Origin of the sequence: Acinetobacter sp. WCHA55, assembly GCF_002165305.2 — a bacterium.
In the GTDB taxonomy this organism is placed as follows: Bacteria; Pseudomonadota; Gammaproteobacteria; order Pseudomonadales; family Moraxellaceae; genus Acinetobacter.
This window is the reverse complement of record NZ_CP032286.1, coordinates 1168479-1183546: the sequence shown is the minus strand read 5'-3', so window position 1 is coordinate 1183546 and position 15068 is coordinate 1168479. Positions and strand designations below refer to the sequence as shown.

17 protein-coding genes and 1 tRNA gene are annotated in these 15068 nt (G+C 41.8%); 4 read left to right on the top strand and 14 right to left on the bottom strand.

The window, feature by feature from the left end; translation table 11 throughout:
• The first annotated feature begins 173 nt into the window (after positions 1-173).
• From mutS to CDG62_RS08515, 4 genes are all read left to right on the top strand, one after another.
• Positions 174-2807 carry a DNA mismatch repair protein MutS gene (gene mutS, locus CDG62_RS08530; protein ID WP_087526472.1) on the top strand — a complete coding sequence of 878 codons (2634 nt, stop codon included), beginning with the start codon at positions 174-176 and terminating at the stop codon, positions 2805-2807.
• 207 nt (positions 2808-3014) lie between these two features.
• Positions 3015-3338, top strand: a complete 324-nt coding sequence (gene fdxA / locus CDG62_RS08525; RefSeq protein WP_004696359.1) for a ferredoxin FdxA — start codon at positions 3015-3017, stop codon at positions 3336-3338.
• 132 nt (positions 3339-3470) lie between these two features.
• On the top strand, positions 3471-4190 hold the full coding sequence (locus CDG62_RS08520; RefSeq protein WP_087526473.1) for a D-Ala-D-Ala carboxypeptidase family metallohydrolase: 720 nt from the start codon (positions 3471-3473) through the stop codon (positions 4188-4190).
• A gap of 130 nt (positions 4191-4320) precedes the next feature.
• Entirely contained in the window at positions 4321-4986 is a 666-nt protein-coding gene (locus CDG62_RS08515) for an O-methyltransferase (RefSeq protein ID WP_087526474.1), read from the top strand.
• A 141-nt stretch (positions 4987-5127) separates the two neighbouring features.
• Here CDG62_RS08515 and CDG62_RS08510 read toward each other — a convergent pair whose 3' ends face one another.
• The 14 genes from CDG62_RS08510 to CDG62_RS08445 form a co-directional block, all read right to left on the bottom strand.
• Positions 5128-5970 carry a universal stress protein gene (locus tag CDG62_RS08510; RefSeq protein WP_087526475.1) on the bottom strand — a complete coding sequence of 281 codons (843 nt, stop codon included), beginning with the start codon at positions 5968-5970 and terminating at the stop codon, positions 5128-5130.
• A 128-nt stretch (positions 5971-6098) separates the two neighbouring features.
• A complete protein-coding gene (locus CDG62_RS08505; protein ID WP_087526476.1) occupies positions 6099-6710 on the bottom strand; it encodes an acyltransferase in 612 nt (203 codons plus the stop codon).
• Positions 6703-7299, bottom strand: coding sequence for an IMPACT family protein (locus CDG62_RS08500; RefSeq protein WP_087526477.1), 597 nt, complete (start codon positions 7297-7299; stop codon positions 6703-6705). The genes CDG62_RS08505 and CDG62_RS08500 overlap by 8 nt, the downstream gene beginning before the upstream one ends.
• Before the next feature lie 263 nt (positions 7300-7562).
• The gene (gene lptB, locus CDG62_RS08495) at positions 7563-8309 is read right to left on the bottom strand and encodes an LPS export ABC transporter ATP-binding protein (protein ID WP_004696348.1); all 747 of its coding nucleotides are present in this window, start codon (positions 8307-8309) and stop codon (positions 7563-7565) included.
• A complete protein-coding gene (lptA, locus tag CDG62_RS08490) occupies positions 8309-8875 on the bottom strand; it encodes a lipopolysaccharide transport periplasmic protein LptA (RefSeq protein ID WP_010327067.1) in 567 nt (188 codons plus the stop codon). The genes lptB and lptA overlap by 1 nt, the downstream gene beginning before the upstream one ends.
• Entirely contained in the window at positions 8865-9407 is a 543-nt protein-coding gene (gene lptC / locus CDG62_RS08485) for an LPS export ABC transporter periplasmic protein LptC (protein ID WP_087526478.1), read from the bottom strand. The genes lptA and lptC overlap by 11 nt, the downstream gene beginning before the upstream one ends.
• A gap of 34 nt (positions 9408-9441) precedes the next feature.
• Positions 9442-9981 (bottom strand): KdsC family phosphatase, encoded by a 540-nt coding sequence (locus tag CDG62_RS08480; RefSeq protein ID WP_087526479.1) that lies wholly within the window; start codon positions 9979-9981, stop codon positions 9442-9444.
• Between the two features lie 3 nt (positions 9982-9984).
• Positions 9985-10962 (bottom strand): KpsF/GutQ family sugar-phosphate isomerase, encoded by a 978-nt coding sequence (locus tag CDG62_RS08475; RefSeq protein ID WP_087526480.1) that lies wholly within the window; start codon positions 10960-10962, stop codon positions 9985-9987.
• Positions 10963-11232: 270 nt separating this feature from the next.
• Positions 11233-11976 (bottom strand): adenosylcobinamide-GDP ribazoletransferase, encoded by a 744-nt coding sequence (locus CDG62_RS08470; RefSeq protein WP_087526481.1) that lies wholly within the window; start codon positions 11974-11976, stop codon positions 11233-11235.
• A complete protein-coding gene (locus CDG62_RS08465) occupies positions 11976-12578 on the bottom strand; it encodes a histidine phosphatase family protein (RefSeq protein ID WP_087526482.1) in 603 nt (200 codons plus the stop codon). The genes CDG62_RS08470 and CDG62_RS08465 overlap by 1 nt, the downstream gene beginning before the upstream one ends.
• Positions 12579-12580: 2 nt before the next feature.
• Positions 12581-13633 carry a nicotinate-nucleotide--dimethylbenzimidazole phosphoribosyltransferase gene (cobT, locus tag CDG62_RS08460; protein WP_087526483.1) on the bottom strand — a complete coding sequence of 351 codons (1053 nt, stop codon included), beginning with the start codon at positions 13631-13633 and terminating at the stop codon, positions 12581-12583.
• A gap of 2 nt (positions 13634-13635) precedes the next feature.
• On the bottom strand, positions 13636-14148 hold the full coding sequence (cobU, locus tag CDG62_RS08455; protein WP_087526484.1) for a bifunctional adenosylcobinamide kinase/adenosylcobinamide-phosphate guanylyltransferase: 513 nt from the start codon (positions 14146-14148) through the stop codon (positions 13636-13638).
• Positions 14139-14786, bottom strand: a complete 648-nt coding sequence (locus CDG62_RS08450; protein WP_087526485.1) for a 2'-5' RNA ligase family protein — start codon at positions 14784-14786, stop codon at positions 14139-14141. The genes cobU and CDG62_RS08450 overlap by 10 nt, the downstream gene beginning before the upstream one ends.
• Before the next feature lie 149 nt (positions 14787-14935).
• Positions 14936-15011 (bottom strand) — tRNA-Gly (locus CDG62_RS08445).
• Positions 15012-15068 lie beyond the last annotated feature (57 nt).

The following is a 15068-nucleotide window of genomic DNA, read 5'->3' as shown; positions in this document are numbered from 1 at the left end:
TGTTTAACAACTGTTCGCTTTATAGATGATTTATTGTTTAGTCGTTTTCAATTTTGCTAAGATATTGCCATTCATACAATAGCTGTTCATAGCGCATAAATACACACGGTAAGCGGTGTCGCTCGGTCTATTTTTATATTGTGTATTTTCAAAGAATTAAGGATTTCACCTACATGAGCAATTCGGGAATCATAACTGATTTGTCCACACTCACTCCCATGATGCAACAGTACATGGGCGTCAAAATGCAACATCCGCACTCTTTGATGTTCTATCGTATGGGAGACTTTTACGAGCTATTTTTTGAAGATGCACATAAGGCCGCTAAACTTCTCGGAATTACCCTGACCCATCGTGGCAAAGCCAATGGTGAACCCATCCCTATGGCAGGTGTTCCTTACCATGCCGCCGAAGGCTACCTTGCACGCTTAGTGAAAAAGGGCGAAACTGTCGTTATCTGCGAGCAGATTGGTGAAGTTACAGGTAAGGCCCCTGTGGAACGTGGTGTTGTTAGAATTATTACCCCAGGTACATTAACAGATGACGCCTTGCTTACTGCACATCAAAGTTCAAACCTTGTGGCGCTTTGCGTACAACAAAACGAAATTGGTATTGCGCTGTTAGATTTGAGTGCAGGTTTATTCAAAGTTCAGCAACAAGAGTTTCAACTTGAGCAACTCGGTATTGAACTGTCTCGCCTCATGCCAAGTGAAATTTTGGTCGATGAAAATATTGTCGACCCCAACATTATTGAACACATTAAAAAGCTGCTCGACTGCCCAGTAACACGCCGCCCGAATGTCGACTTTAACCTAAACAACGCACAAAAAACTTTATGCGATCAGTTTGCTGTATCGACTTTAGCAGGTTTCGGTATTGACCATTTGCCACTTGCCAAAGCGGCAGCAGCATCGCTGATTCATTATGCCAAAGAAACGCAAAAGACAGCCTTACCGCATATTCGCTCTATTCAACTGGAACAAAGCAGTGATTTCATTGCACTTGATCCTGTGACACGTAGAAACTTAGAGTTGGTTGAACCTCTGTTTGAACACGGCACGTCATTGTTCCAACTCATCAATGACTGTCAAACAGCCATGGGTGGACGTTTACTTAGCCGTACGCTAATGCAACCATTACGTGACACCAAGCTCTTAGACGCACGTTTAGACGCGACTAAAAGTCTTGTAGATGGCTACCATGAATCACCAGTCCGTTTAATATTAAAAGAAATTGGAGACATCGAACGTGTCCTCAGTCGCGTGGCTTTAGGCAGTGCCCGTCCACGAGACTTAGTGCAACTGCGCCAAGCCTGTGCGCAAATCCCTTATTTACGTCATGCCATTCAACCCGTGATTCAAAGCAAAAAGTCTGTACTCATTACCCAATTGAATGAAGAATTGGGTGATTTCCATGGCTTACATCAACGTTTAATGTCCGCCATTGTTGAACATCCACCTGTGCTTTTACGGGATGGAAATGTAATAGCTGAAGGCTTCGATCATGAACTGGATGAACTCCGTAAAATCCGCGATCATGCAGGACAGTACTTGATCGACCTTGAAATTCAAGAACGTCAAAATACTGGAATTTCGACCTTAAAAATTGGCTATAACCGTGTCAGTGGGTACTACATTGAACTGACCCGTGCACAAGCCGAGCAAGCGCCTGATCACTACATTCGTCGTCAAACCTTGAAAAATGCTGAGCGTTATATCACGCCTGAGCTGAAAACCTTTGAAGACAAGGTACTTTCGAGTGAGTCCCGTGCATTAGCCCGCGAAAAAATGCTGTTCGAAATGCTTTTAGATGAACTCCGTGCCGATATTGGTCATTTACAAATGATGAGCAGCGCTATTGCGCAGATCGACCTCTTAGCTAACTTTGCACATCAGGCTCGCTTACGCAATTGGTCACGTCCTGAGTATAGTCCAGAAATTGGGGTTAAAATTATTGCGGGACGTCATCCAGTGGTTGAAGCATTGAACAAAGCTACATTTACACCGAATGACACGACACTTGATTTCAACCACCGTATGGCCATTATTACTGGTCCTAATATGGGGGGTAAATCAACCTTTATGCGTCAAACAGCTCTAATTAGCTTATTGGCCTATTGTGGCTCCTATGTCCCTGCTCAATCGGCAGTATTAGGTCCTATTGATCGAATCTTTACCCGTATTGGTTCTGCCGATGACCTATCTACAGGCAAATCGACCTTTATGGTGGAAATGACTGAGACCTCGCAAATCCTACATCATGCAACCAATCAGTCGCTGGTTCTGATGGATGAAGTTGGTCGTGGTACCAGTACCTATGATGGTCTATCTTTGGCATGGGCTTGCGTACTCGACTTAACCAAACGTATTAAATGTTTATGTCTATTTGCCACCCACTACTTTGAACTAACTGAACTGGCCAAAGAAACTGCTATTGATAACTACCATGTCACCGCAAAAGAACTCAATGGCAACTTGATTTTGTTACATAAAGTCCAACATGGGCCAGCGAGCCAAAGTCACGGCTTACAAGTGGCAAAATTGGCGGGTATTCCTGCCAGTGTGATCAAAGAAGCACAAAATCGTCTGAAAATTTTAGAGAAGCAACAGCTACAAAAACCTAAAGTCGTTCAAAATGATCTGTTTGCTGCAATAGAAGCACCTAAAATTGAAACAATTGAACGTGTGGTCGAAATTGAGAAACCGTCTGCTGCACTTGAACTACTTAAAAGCATTGATGTCGATAATTTAAGCCCACGTGAAGCTTTACAACAGCTTTATGCATTGAAAGATCAGTTACATTCATAGTGGTTTTCTATTTTTGTCACCCATTTAGACCGTCAAAATGGCGGTCTTTTTTATTCTCAAAAGCAGTTTTAAGTAGAATGTTCAGTTTTTATCAAATTTAACAGCCGTGCATATAACAAATATCAATAAAAGCAATTGTTAGTTGGTGCCGTTTTTGCCTAAAATACACATTAGTTATTAGAACCATATTTTTAGGTAGCCTTCGCCATGACCTTTGTTGTCACTGAAAATTGTATTAAATGTAAATATCAAGACTGCGTTGAAGTTTGTCCAGTAGACTGTTTCTATGAAGGTCCAAACTTTCTAGTGATCAATCCAGATGAGTGTATTGATTGTGCACTGTGTGAACCTGAATGTCCTGCAAATGCAATTTTCTCTGAAGATGAACTGCCAGAAGGTCAAGAAGTCTTTATCGAACTGAATGCTGAATTATCACAAACTTGGCCGAACATTACCCAGATTGGTGACCAACCTGCTGACCGTGAAGAATGGAATGGTAAAGCAGATAAGTTACAATACTTAGAAAAGTAAGCCAGAAAAAGATCAGCATAAGCTGATCTTTTTTTATACCTAAAACACACATTTGATTGCAATATTTCCAATTTTTCCTCACAAATTTGGATTAAAATAATAGGCGTATTTTTTAAATATTTGATTTCTATAATGAAGAAATTTTTAAAGGGATTATTTGCGGTTAGCATAATCCCCTTAGTGATGATTGGCTGTACGACGTCATCTCACAAAGGCCAGACCATCACAACTCCTGATGGAAAACGTATTTTTATCCCACAAGAGAAAATTAGTTTTGACCGCCCTGCTCCACCTAAAATTATTCCTTATACCTACAATGCTTGGATGTCTGTCGGTGACACGCTTGCACGCGTACGTGAGTATGAAGTTTTTCTTGAACGTAATGATGTGGGAAATATCATCCCAAGCTTTGAACTGCTCAGAACAGCACGCGACTGGCAAAAATGTGGTCGCTCACAATATATGATTCCCAACCGTGAGCTTTGGAAAAACCAAATTGCGACTCTAAAAGTGTTTAAATATTTGGTTGCAGCCAAAGTACTGACTGATTTTGAAGTTACTTCAGTTTATCGTGATCTACCTTTAAACCAATGTGCAGGTGGTGCCAACTCATCCCGCCACTTATTCAATTCTGCTATCGATTTTCGAATCGGACCTGAAAACCCGCAGCCACAAGATTATGCATATATTGAAAATACAAAATATCGTCTATGCCAATTTTGGACTCAACACGGACAAAGTTTAAACATGGGCTTAGGTTTATATGCCTCTGGTCAGATTCACATTGATACCCAAGGATATCGTACATGGGGCCCAGACCTCAGTCGCAATTCTTCAATGTGTAATTACTAGTTTTTAAAAATGAAAAGAGGTCAATATGACCTCTTTTTTGGACATCAATTTCAACAAATATGATCGGATAAATTGCACTCTGAAAATAAAAGTTTAAAATGCTCCACATCGCAACCAAGGTGAACATGCTATGCAACAAATGTGGACAGAGATTGATAACTATATCGATGCACATTTAATTCCTGAAGATCCCATTCTACTGCAAACTTTAGAAAATACAGAGAAGCATGGTTTTCCAGATCACTTAGCTGTTGCACCCAACCAAGGTATGCTTTTACAGATGTTGATTCAAATGAATCAATGTAAGCGTGTGCTAGAGCTCGGCACTTTTGCCGCCTATAGCACCATGTGGTTAGCGCGCAGTTTACCTGAAGACGGCTATATTTTAACGATTGAGGGGCGGGATACGCACGCTGCGATGGGTCAAGAAAATATCGACAAAGCTCAGCTCAAACAAACCGTTGAACTCAAATGTGGACGTGCAGCAGATATCCTTAAATCACTGCCTGCAGACATTGAACCTTTCGACTTTATTTTTATTGATGCCGATAAACAAAGCTACCCAGAGTATTTGGAATTAAGCCTGAATTTATCTCATTCAGGTACTTTGATTTTCCTCGATAACGTGATTCGTGCAGGCGATATTATCAATCCTGAAAATCATAAACCTAGTATTGAAGGGATTCGAGATATGTTTAAAGCGATGCAAAACCATCCGAAAATTTTGTCGTGCACTGCACTTCAAACGGTCGGTAGCAAAGGACATGATGGATTTGCCTTAGCCATTGTAAAATAAGTTAAAACTTAGATTAAAAAACAATCGATCAATTTAAGCTTATATAAATTATAAACTTACATTTACTGTCCATATAGTTATCCACAATTAATGCGGATAACTATGGATAAAACAGTTCCAGTTTAGATAAATCACTCTAAATTAACGAGCCACTAGTAAGGGAACTTTGGCATTCCTAAAAATGGTGGTTGCAATGCTGCCCAAGAAGAACTGATGAATTTTACTGTGACTAAATGCACCGAGCACAATCAGCTGTATACCATGTTCCTTTTGGTATTCCAGAATATTCTCAGCCACGTCACCATAACGATATTCTGTAATCACATCCAAATTTGCATCTTTCAAATACTGTTCAGGCTCTCTTAAAATTTCAGGGTGGTCACCCACATAGACCAAATGGCATTGTAAGAGGCGCAGTAGATCACTTTGCGCAATCCGCTTCATCATCTTCACACACGTCGGTGAATATTCGTAGGCAAAGATAAAGCGCGTAGGTGGCTTAAAGCTATCACCTACCGTCATGACGGTACAGTTTGCACCGCGGATAAAGTTCTCGACATTACTGCCCAATGGTTTATTGCGTTCAGCCGATTTCTCACCCACTCGGCCAATCACCACAATGTCATCTTCATGCAATAAGTTAAAACTTTGCTCTAGAAAGTCACCCTTCTCTTGAATATGCGTCGTATGTAGGCCATGCATTTCGAGAATGAGTTTCGAAATATGATCGAGTAAATTATTGCTATAACTGAGCGCAAGTTCACTTTGCTTTTGCTCTAATTCAGCCAGCTCTTTGAGCAACATTGCATTGCTTTCAAATCCAATTACCCCGCTAATTTCACCTAAGTGATAACTTGCTGGATAATAATCCAAAACTTGTAAAAGCACCAATTCCCGCCCCGTCTGTTTTGCAATCCACGCCGCAGCTTCTGCTAGGGCATTGATACAAGGGGAAGAATCAATACATGCAATGACTCGTTTCATTATCGCCTCTCATTACACCGCATTTGGTATAAGGTCTCATTGTTGTTCTAAACTTAGCATATCTTTTTTTTTGATGGCAGGTTTTTATGTAATTAAGTATTGATAAATGTTCAATATTCTTTGATATCTTAATCACGTAAACGAATAAACTGTGCAGGATTTCCCGCAACAATCGATTGCTCGGCGATATCCTTGGTCACCATACTATTCATACCCACCACAGCATGTGCACCAATTTTCACTCCATCTTTCACGCCCACATGTGCCCCCAACCAAACATCTCGACCAATTTCTATCCCTTGTGAACGCACAGGTTGTTGATAAATCGGATCACTGAGTGCCATGCCATGATCAAAAGCATATAAGTGACAATAGGCTGCAATACGCACTTGGTCATGTAACTTAATCCCCACACGACCACCATCTAAAATACAATGATGATTAATCGCAACTTCACTGCCAATCTCTATAGGCCCATGCAAAGTACAATCGGCAGCAATAAAAGTGTTGTCCCCAATGACAATTTTACGACCAGGCTCTGCAAATATGTGTGCTAATGGAGAAATAAAACAGTTTTGACCAATTTCAACGGTTTCCATTTCCATTAAATAAGCTTGGTATTCTTGCTGCCATGCTTCAGCCCACACACGGTTTTTAGGCTTGAGTGACCAATATAACCAAGGCATATAGTTTAAGCGATGCTTATGCTGCTCACGATATTTTAATAAGGGATCAGTCATGATGGTCATCCACAATTTTTAACGCTTCACGCCCACGGGTTAGGTCTTGTATTTTAAGTCTGAGCGCATCAATCTGATGCACTTGCAATAATGCCTTCACAAGCACGCCATCCGCAGTATATTGCTCATTAAACTCAATCTGCTGGCTATTCAGCTCATACTGGAAAATCGCCCATTCATTAAATTGGCAGGCAAAATGCACTTTTTTCTTCTCAATGAGCTCTATTTTTTCAGCCAACAGTAAACACTGTCCTGCTGTTCCACCATAAGCACGTACCAGCCCGCCTGTGCCTAGTTTGACACCACCATACCAACGATTGACCAAAACCAAAACATTGGTCAGTTCATTTCCTTCAATGGTCGCCAAAATAGGGCGGCCTGCAGTACCTGAGGGTTCACCGTCATCATTAAAACGGACATTGTGGCCAATTTTCCATGCCCAGCACTGATGTGTGGTGCTGATATCTTTATATTGCTCTAGAAAATCTTTAACAGCTTGTTCATTTTCTACAGGCACAGCAAATGCTTGAAAACGACTTTTCTTAATGTCTTCTTCATAGCTCACTAAACTAGAGATGGTAAATGGCATAGCGTAATTTTTTTTAAATTTAACAAAAAATTATAACGTATTTTCAATCAGCTATCGTATGAAAATGGCTTTTCGCTTTAAGCCCACACAAAATATAGAGATATGCATACTCTGTAGCATGCTGAAAAATCGATTTCAAAATAATGGTAGAGTGCACAGTTTGAATATAAACGAATGTCCTGTTATTAATTCAATGCAAAGCGATGGATTAAACATATGGGAGGGAAATCTGCGCCAATTATTTTCATTGACGCAGAAAATGCTTAAACAGTGAAGTCATCACCCAGATAGACTTGACGAACGGTTTCATTGGCTAAGATTTCATCTGGAGAACCTTCAGCAATCACTGCACCTTCACTCACGATATAAGCACGTTCACAAATCGCCAAAGTCTCACGGACGTTATGGTCTGTAATGAGAACGCCAATACCACGGTCTTTTAAGGTGCGAATAATGTCTTTAATGTCCCCCACTGAAATTGGGTCAACCCCAGCAAAAGGCTCATCAAGTAACATAAATTTTGGATCGGCTGCCAGTGCACGTGCAATTTCAGCACGACGACGTTCACCACCAGACACACTCATACCCAATGAATCTTTAATATGACTAATTTTGAAATCAGCTAGCAATTCATGCAGACGCTGTTTACGTTGTTCTTTGTTCAGGTCTTTACGCGTTTCCAAAATCGACATAATATTTTCAGAAATGGTGAGTTTTCTAAAAATTGAGGCTTCTTGAGGTAAGTAACCAATACCTTTACGTGCGCGTTCATGCATGGCCAAATCAGACATGTCTAGGTCATCAAGATGAATTTCACCTTTATCCATACGCACCAGTCCAACCACCATATAGAAACTGGTGGTTTTCCCTGCACCATTGGGTCCAAGCAAACCTACGATTTGTCCGCTTTGCATGCTAAACGATACATCTTTCACTACCCAACGTTTGCTGTAGTTTTTCGCGAGATGCTTAATACATAGGGTTTGTGGCTGATTGAGAGTTTGCTCCATTAGTCACGCGCTCCTGGGAAGGATTGAGAACTTGAAGGTGGAATAACAATTTGAACACGACCACTCGATGAACCACTGTTGTTTGGTGTGCCAATCGCCTCGATGTCACCTTTGTTCATACTATAACGCAATGTATTACCGCGAATACTAGCACCATCTTGTTCTAGAAGTGCACTGCCCGATAAGGTAATAATGCCTGTTTCTGCATTATAAATAATCTTTTGCGCCTGACCTTTAGCAATACCTTTATTGGTACTAACTTGCTGCTGGAAACGTGCAGGCTTACCATTGGCCGTAATAGTACTAATTTGACGGGTTTGATTTAAATTGGCAACAATTGAATCTGCTTGTAGTTTCATCGTGCCCTGTTCGATGATGACATTGCCTGTGTATGTCGTAACACCCGTTTTTTCATTAAACGTTGCTCGATCTGCCACCAACGAAATTGCTTTACTACGGTCACTTGGCAATGCCAAAGCAAAAGTTGAAACTGCTACACCTAAACTCAGTGCAAGTGTTTGCTTGAGGAAAGTTTTCGAAATAGAAAATTTTGGATTATGGTTCATACTTCCCTCGAATATGGAAAAAGTCATATTGACCCGTATTTAAATTCGCTTTTAAGCCCTGACTGACAAATTCTGCTTGTGGTGTGGTAACAACCACTTGATGCTGAGATTCCAATTCACGTGTCTGTGGAAACGCTGTCAACTCTGCAGTATCAAACTGCATCTGACCTTGATCCAACATTTTCTTTGCAACCACATGGTTTGTCAGCACGACTTTTTCGTTGTCGTTGATGCCATTGGCTTGCTTGGCATAGAAAGTCGCATCCACTTTTCCATCTTTATACATCTCAGCATTTAAGTTCTCTAACTTAGAGGTCTTCTTTTGCATGTCTTGCTCAAGACGATCTACTTTTGCGCGGACGTATAAATTACCCTGCTCATCTGTTTGAGTCAGTTGGATCTGTTCAGCAGAATAGGTCATGCTTTGCGCACCATCGACCTCGAGCTTATGCCCTTTTCCGCTGTAATAGTAATAACCACTACTGATAGCCGCAATGGCTACAGCAGTGATATATAAAACTTTAGTATCCATAAATGTTAACTAAACTCTCATGCATGCATACAGATTAATGCGGGACTGCGGTGTACTTTTCAAGTAAAGTTTCGTATGCACCTTTGGCTTGTAAAATCATATCGCAGATTTCGCGTACAGCGCCACGCCCACCCATCGCTTGAGTGACTAAATCCGCACGACGACGAACCTCTAAGTGACCATTTGGTACAGTTACTTTCATGCCTGCAATGGCAAATGCAGAGAGGTCTGGCCAGTCATCACCCATGTATAAACAGTCTTCTGGTGAAATACCAAATTTTGCACAAGCCTCGCGCAGTGCAACACCTTTGTCTTCACGGCCTTGATAAACAAGGTCTACGCCCAAATCAGACATACGTTTTTCAACAATCTGACTTTTACGCCCCGTGATGATAATCACTTTTACACCAGCTTGCTGAACCAATTTCATGCCTAAACCATCACGGATATCGAAAGATTTGATTTCGTCTCCCGAGTTGGTCAAAGTCACAAAACCATCACTTAAAATACCATCAACATCCAAAACTAGAGCTTCTACATAACGCGCTTGTTCTAACAAAATATAAGAAGCCATTTTTTAATTTACCCCAGCTTGAATCAGGTCATGCATACTCAAAACACCAATGACTTTATTGCTCTCATCAACGACAACAAATTGGTTAATTTTCTTTTCATTCATTCGCTCTAATGCTTCAACAGCACGTGCTTCAGGTGAAATAGTAAGCGGGCTCTTAATCATCACATCAGATACTGCCAAATTCACATCAAAACCTTGTTGTTTATCAATCAAACGGCGTAAGTCACCATCCGTAAAAATCCCTAATAGACGGTCATTTTCATCTACAATTGTGGTTAAACCTAGGCGTTTGTTAGAGATTTCGTACAGAACTTTGTTCATTGCTGTATCTGGAGACACTTTCGGCAACTCTTCCCCAGTGTGCATTAAATGCTTCACATGTAATAACAGACGTTTACCCAAAGCACCCGCAGGATGCGAGCGCGCAAAGTCATCGGAAGTAAACCCGCGGGCATCTAATAATGCAACAGCCAATGCATCACCCAAAGCTAAAGTCGCTGTTGTACTCGATGTTGGTGCTAGACCTAAGGGACACGCTTCTTGGATATCACCTAAGGTCAGCGCCACATCAGCATTTTGTGGCATTGGTCCACGTTCATCACCACTGATGGTAATTAAAGGCACACCTAAATATTTAATCAAAGGCATCAGCATCATAATTTCATCACTCTTGCCCGAGTTTGAAATCGCAATCAATACATCGCCTGCAACCAACATACCCAAATCACCATGCCCTGCTTCACCTGGATGCATAAAGAATGATGGTGTACCTGTAGAAGCAAATGTGGCTGCCATTTTTCGGCCAATATGCCCTGATTTACCCATACCCGTAATGACTAAGCGCCCTTTGCACTTTAGGATAATTTCACAAGCACGGCTAAAACGATCATCGATTTGCTGAGCAAGTACCGAGAGTGCCTGACGCTCTATCTCTAGTGTTTCTAAAGCAACCTTTTGGAAATCAATGGGATTTGACATATTTTCAGAATTCAACGTTGTTTTACCTGAACCGTGTGACGAAATGAAACGTCAGCACATAAAAAATAATTTTCACAATTTTATCATATCTCTGTAGACAACTAGCGCGGAAATCTTTGGATTTTCACAACATATCTACAAATGTGTTTTGCTGATGATGGAAGACCTTTGCTTCAAGTGCATATAGCTGCTACCTTTTATTATTTTTTTCTTCCGGTAATGTGTGACTGCACAACTTTCACGCTGAGAGGCTATTATTGATTCCGTAACTTAAGTTAAATAAAATACAGCAAACACAAAACTCAATAATGTGGCTAATTCAATTATTTCAATACTTGCCCCGATGGTATCGCCTGTCACTCCCCCGATGCGCTGTATAAATTTACACCGTAAATACCACAGCACCAGATAAAAAGTGGCAATCACCACAGCACCAGCCGATGCCCAATACAAAGCCACCAAAGGTATCAGCAGTAAAAGTGCTATTGCGATTGGTCGAGCTAAATGTTGACTTAACAAGCTGCCGAGTCCTTTATCACGCACATAGCGCGTGCTTAAAAAGAAAAATAGCGGCACGAGACGTCCTAACAGAGGAAAGAGGATCAACGCTGTATATAGCTGTTTTTGTAATAACACATACAATGCCGACCATTTTAATATACAGACAATGACAAGACTGAGTACACCTATCGGCCCACAACTCGGATCTCTCATGATCTCAAGTGTGCGTGCTTTATCGCCAAAACCACCAACCCAAGCATCGGCAGTATCGGCCAAACCATCCAGATGCAAACCACCTGTCAGCCAAATCCACAACACCAGAATTACACTGCTTAACAGCACAACTGGCAAAGCCTGCAAGAACAGAGCAATCCCATACAGAATGCCGCCTATGAGCAAACCTACCACAGGATAAAACAACAATGCCTGCGCATTTTGCTGAGGCGTTGGCATTGCGCTTAAGCGAACTGGAAACGTCGTTAAAAACTGTAATGCAATCCAAAAAGGTGTCATTACACGTCCTCACTTTGAATAAACTGAAGCTGCCCTTGAATAAAAACAAAGCAGTTCAACTGCCCCAACTCTGCTGACATTTTTAAAAGATCGTTATCATTTTGTTTCAGCGCTTGGCATTTTAAGAGTTTAATCACTCCCGCATGGGAAATAATCAATGCACGTGTCCAGCCCTGCGCATGCATTTGTTGGGTCAACCTCTCTACAGACTTTAGAACGCGGCTTTTAAATACCAATAGGCTTTCTGCCTGAGGCGGGGTAAAGCTTAACGGTGTTTGCCAAAATTGAGCCAACTCATCTGGAAAGAGTTGATAAAGTCGCTCAGTCGGCTGAGCTTCCCATTCTCCAAAATCCATTTCTTGCAAATTCGGTTCTATAAACAAAGGAAGCTGTTTTTGCTCGGCCCATTGCTCTGCAAATAAACGGCAGCGCTGTAGCGGTGAGCTATAAATGACATCCCACGCCGGTCTAACCTGCTCAGCCTGCGTGAGGGTAGACTGCATTTGCACCCAACCTTTCGCCGTCAAAGCATCATCCGTTTTACCCCGTAGGGTATGACTTAATCTGGTTTCGCCATGGCGCAGAAAATCTAAATACAACATCTTTAAACTTTCTCACCAATCACTGCTGCTTCAGCAAATGTTGCCATTTCATTATGTAAACGACAGGCGAGTTTGATCAACCCCAGTGCAGCTCCTGCACCACTGCCTTCTCCCAACCGTAGGTTCAGCTTCAATAAAGGCACCGCTTTAAGTTCTTGCAACAAACGCACATGACCATACTCAGCCGACTGATGTCCAAAAAGCATCCAAGCGCGAACCTGTGGATTTAAACGTACTGCCAGCAAAGCCGAAACAGTACTGATAAACCCATCCACCACCATCGGCAGACCCAATTGCGCACAACGAATATACGCGCCTGTCATAGCCGCGATTTCAAGTCCACCCACGGCACATAAGGCTTTAAGTGGATCGTTCCCGACATATTGCACATGCAGTGCAAGTGCTTGGTCGATCACCTGTTTTTTATGTATCAATTGTTCAGTACGGATACCCGTTCCAACACCCGTGAGCTTGTCAGCGGGTTCAGCCAATAAAAAACAAGCGACTGCAGAGGCTGAACAGGTATTTCCAATGCCCATCTCACCCGCGACATAGATATCTGCCCCATAAGCGATGGCATCTTCCACACTTTTCCGACCCAAAGCAAAAGCAGCTTTACATTCAGCCTCAGTCATGGCTTGGGTTTGAGCAAAGTTCGCCGTTCCCGCACGGATACAATGGCGTTCAACTCCGACATATTCATAAGCTTCACCAACTGAACCACAGTCGATGACTTGTAATTTGGCTTGATACTCTTTGGCAATCACACTAATACACGCCCCACCTGTTGCGAAGTTCTGCAACATTTGACGTGTCACCGCTTGTGGATAGGCAGAAATATTTTCCTCCATCACTCCATGATCACCTGCAAAAATTGTAATCCATGGGCGGTCAATCTTAGGTTTTACAGCGTTTTGCAAACTGGCTAAGGTTACAGCAACCGATTCAAGCTCCGACAACGAGCCCGTCGGTTTGGTCAACTGTGACTGGCGTGCTAGGGCTTGAGCCAATACTGACTCATTCGGACTTTGACATGCTTCTAACCACCAATTCACACCTATTCTCCTTTTAAAATCATGGGAAATCCTGCCACGCAGAACACCACTTTTGTTGCGATTTGACCTAACTGCTGATGCAATCGCCCTGTTTCATCGACAAAGCGACGGCTGATTTGTCCCATTGGAACCACACCTAAGCCTGTTTCATTGCTCACTAAAATTAGCTCAGACTGTAAATTTCCTACAACATCTAACAGCTTCTGGCATTCTTGAACTTGTAAGTTTGGGTCAGTCTGCATCAGTAAATTACTCATCCATAAGGTCAGACAATCGACCAAAATGGTTTGGTTTGGGCGGTCTAATTTGAGCAACTGCTCGGCAAGATAAATGGGTTCTTCACACAGCCCCCAATCTTCGGGTCGTTGCTGCTGATGGTGTTGAATACGCTCTTGCATCTCTCCATCCAAGGCTTGTGCTGTAGCAACATAGACCACAGGCTGCGCTAGCTGTTGTGCAACCTGCTCTGCCAAGCGGCTTTTCCCCGAACGTGCACCACCTAAAATCAGTTGCATTGTGCATTTCCCAACTTAATTTGTGTATGTGAAAACAATGGCCCCTGTAAAACATCTGCCTGATAAAAACCAAACGTGAGCTTTGAGATGTTTAAGCTATAGTTGATGTCTTCAATTTCAGCCATACGTGTCAATACATGATCACTACTCACCGCTTCACGGTATAGACCTAATGTAATATGTGGACAATAACTTAATGCCGCGACTTCTTGCGATGTATGCAACAATGTTTTTCTAATTTTATCCAACACGCCTGCGGTGTCATCCACTTTTAAAAATAAAGCACTTTCAAAACTATTTAATGCACCCATCTTTAACTGAAAAGATTCTAGCTTTAAATTTTTAAGATGTTCAAGCTGCTGAGTCAGTTGTGCTCGAACAAAGTCATCTGAATGTATTGCCTGCTCTACCCAAAAACCTGCAACAAATAAAGTGATATGAAACTGCCGTTGGTTTGATTGATAAAGCAAATCTGAGAACTGCTCACGAAGCTGTGTTAAATAGCTGATCAAAATGGGATCATCCACTTCAATATACCAAAGTGCATAGCGTTCTCGTCCCAAATGCCATTCAGGATAGTCTCGATCTTCGGTCGGTATAACAGTGCTATTGGGTTGAAGGAACACAATTTTTTTCACAAATGAAGATGAATGATTTAAGCATATTTTTGTCAAAATTATGGGCTGAAACGCCGAGATAATTTCACATTTAAATGAATTATTTTCAACACACTCAAATTACAGACATAAAAAAAACCTCAAGCTAAACTTGAGGTTTTTTTAAATTTTGGAGCGGGAAACGAGACTCGAACTCGCGACCCCAACCTTGGCAAGGTTGTGCTCTACCAACTGAGCTATTCCCGCAATATGGATGTGCATTATAGAGAGTTTCATCAAACTGTCAACAGTCTATAATGCAAT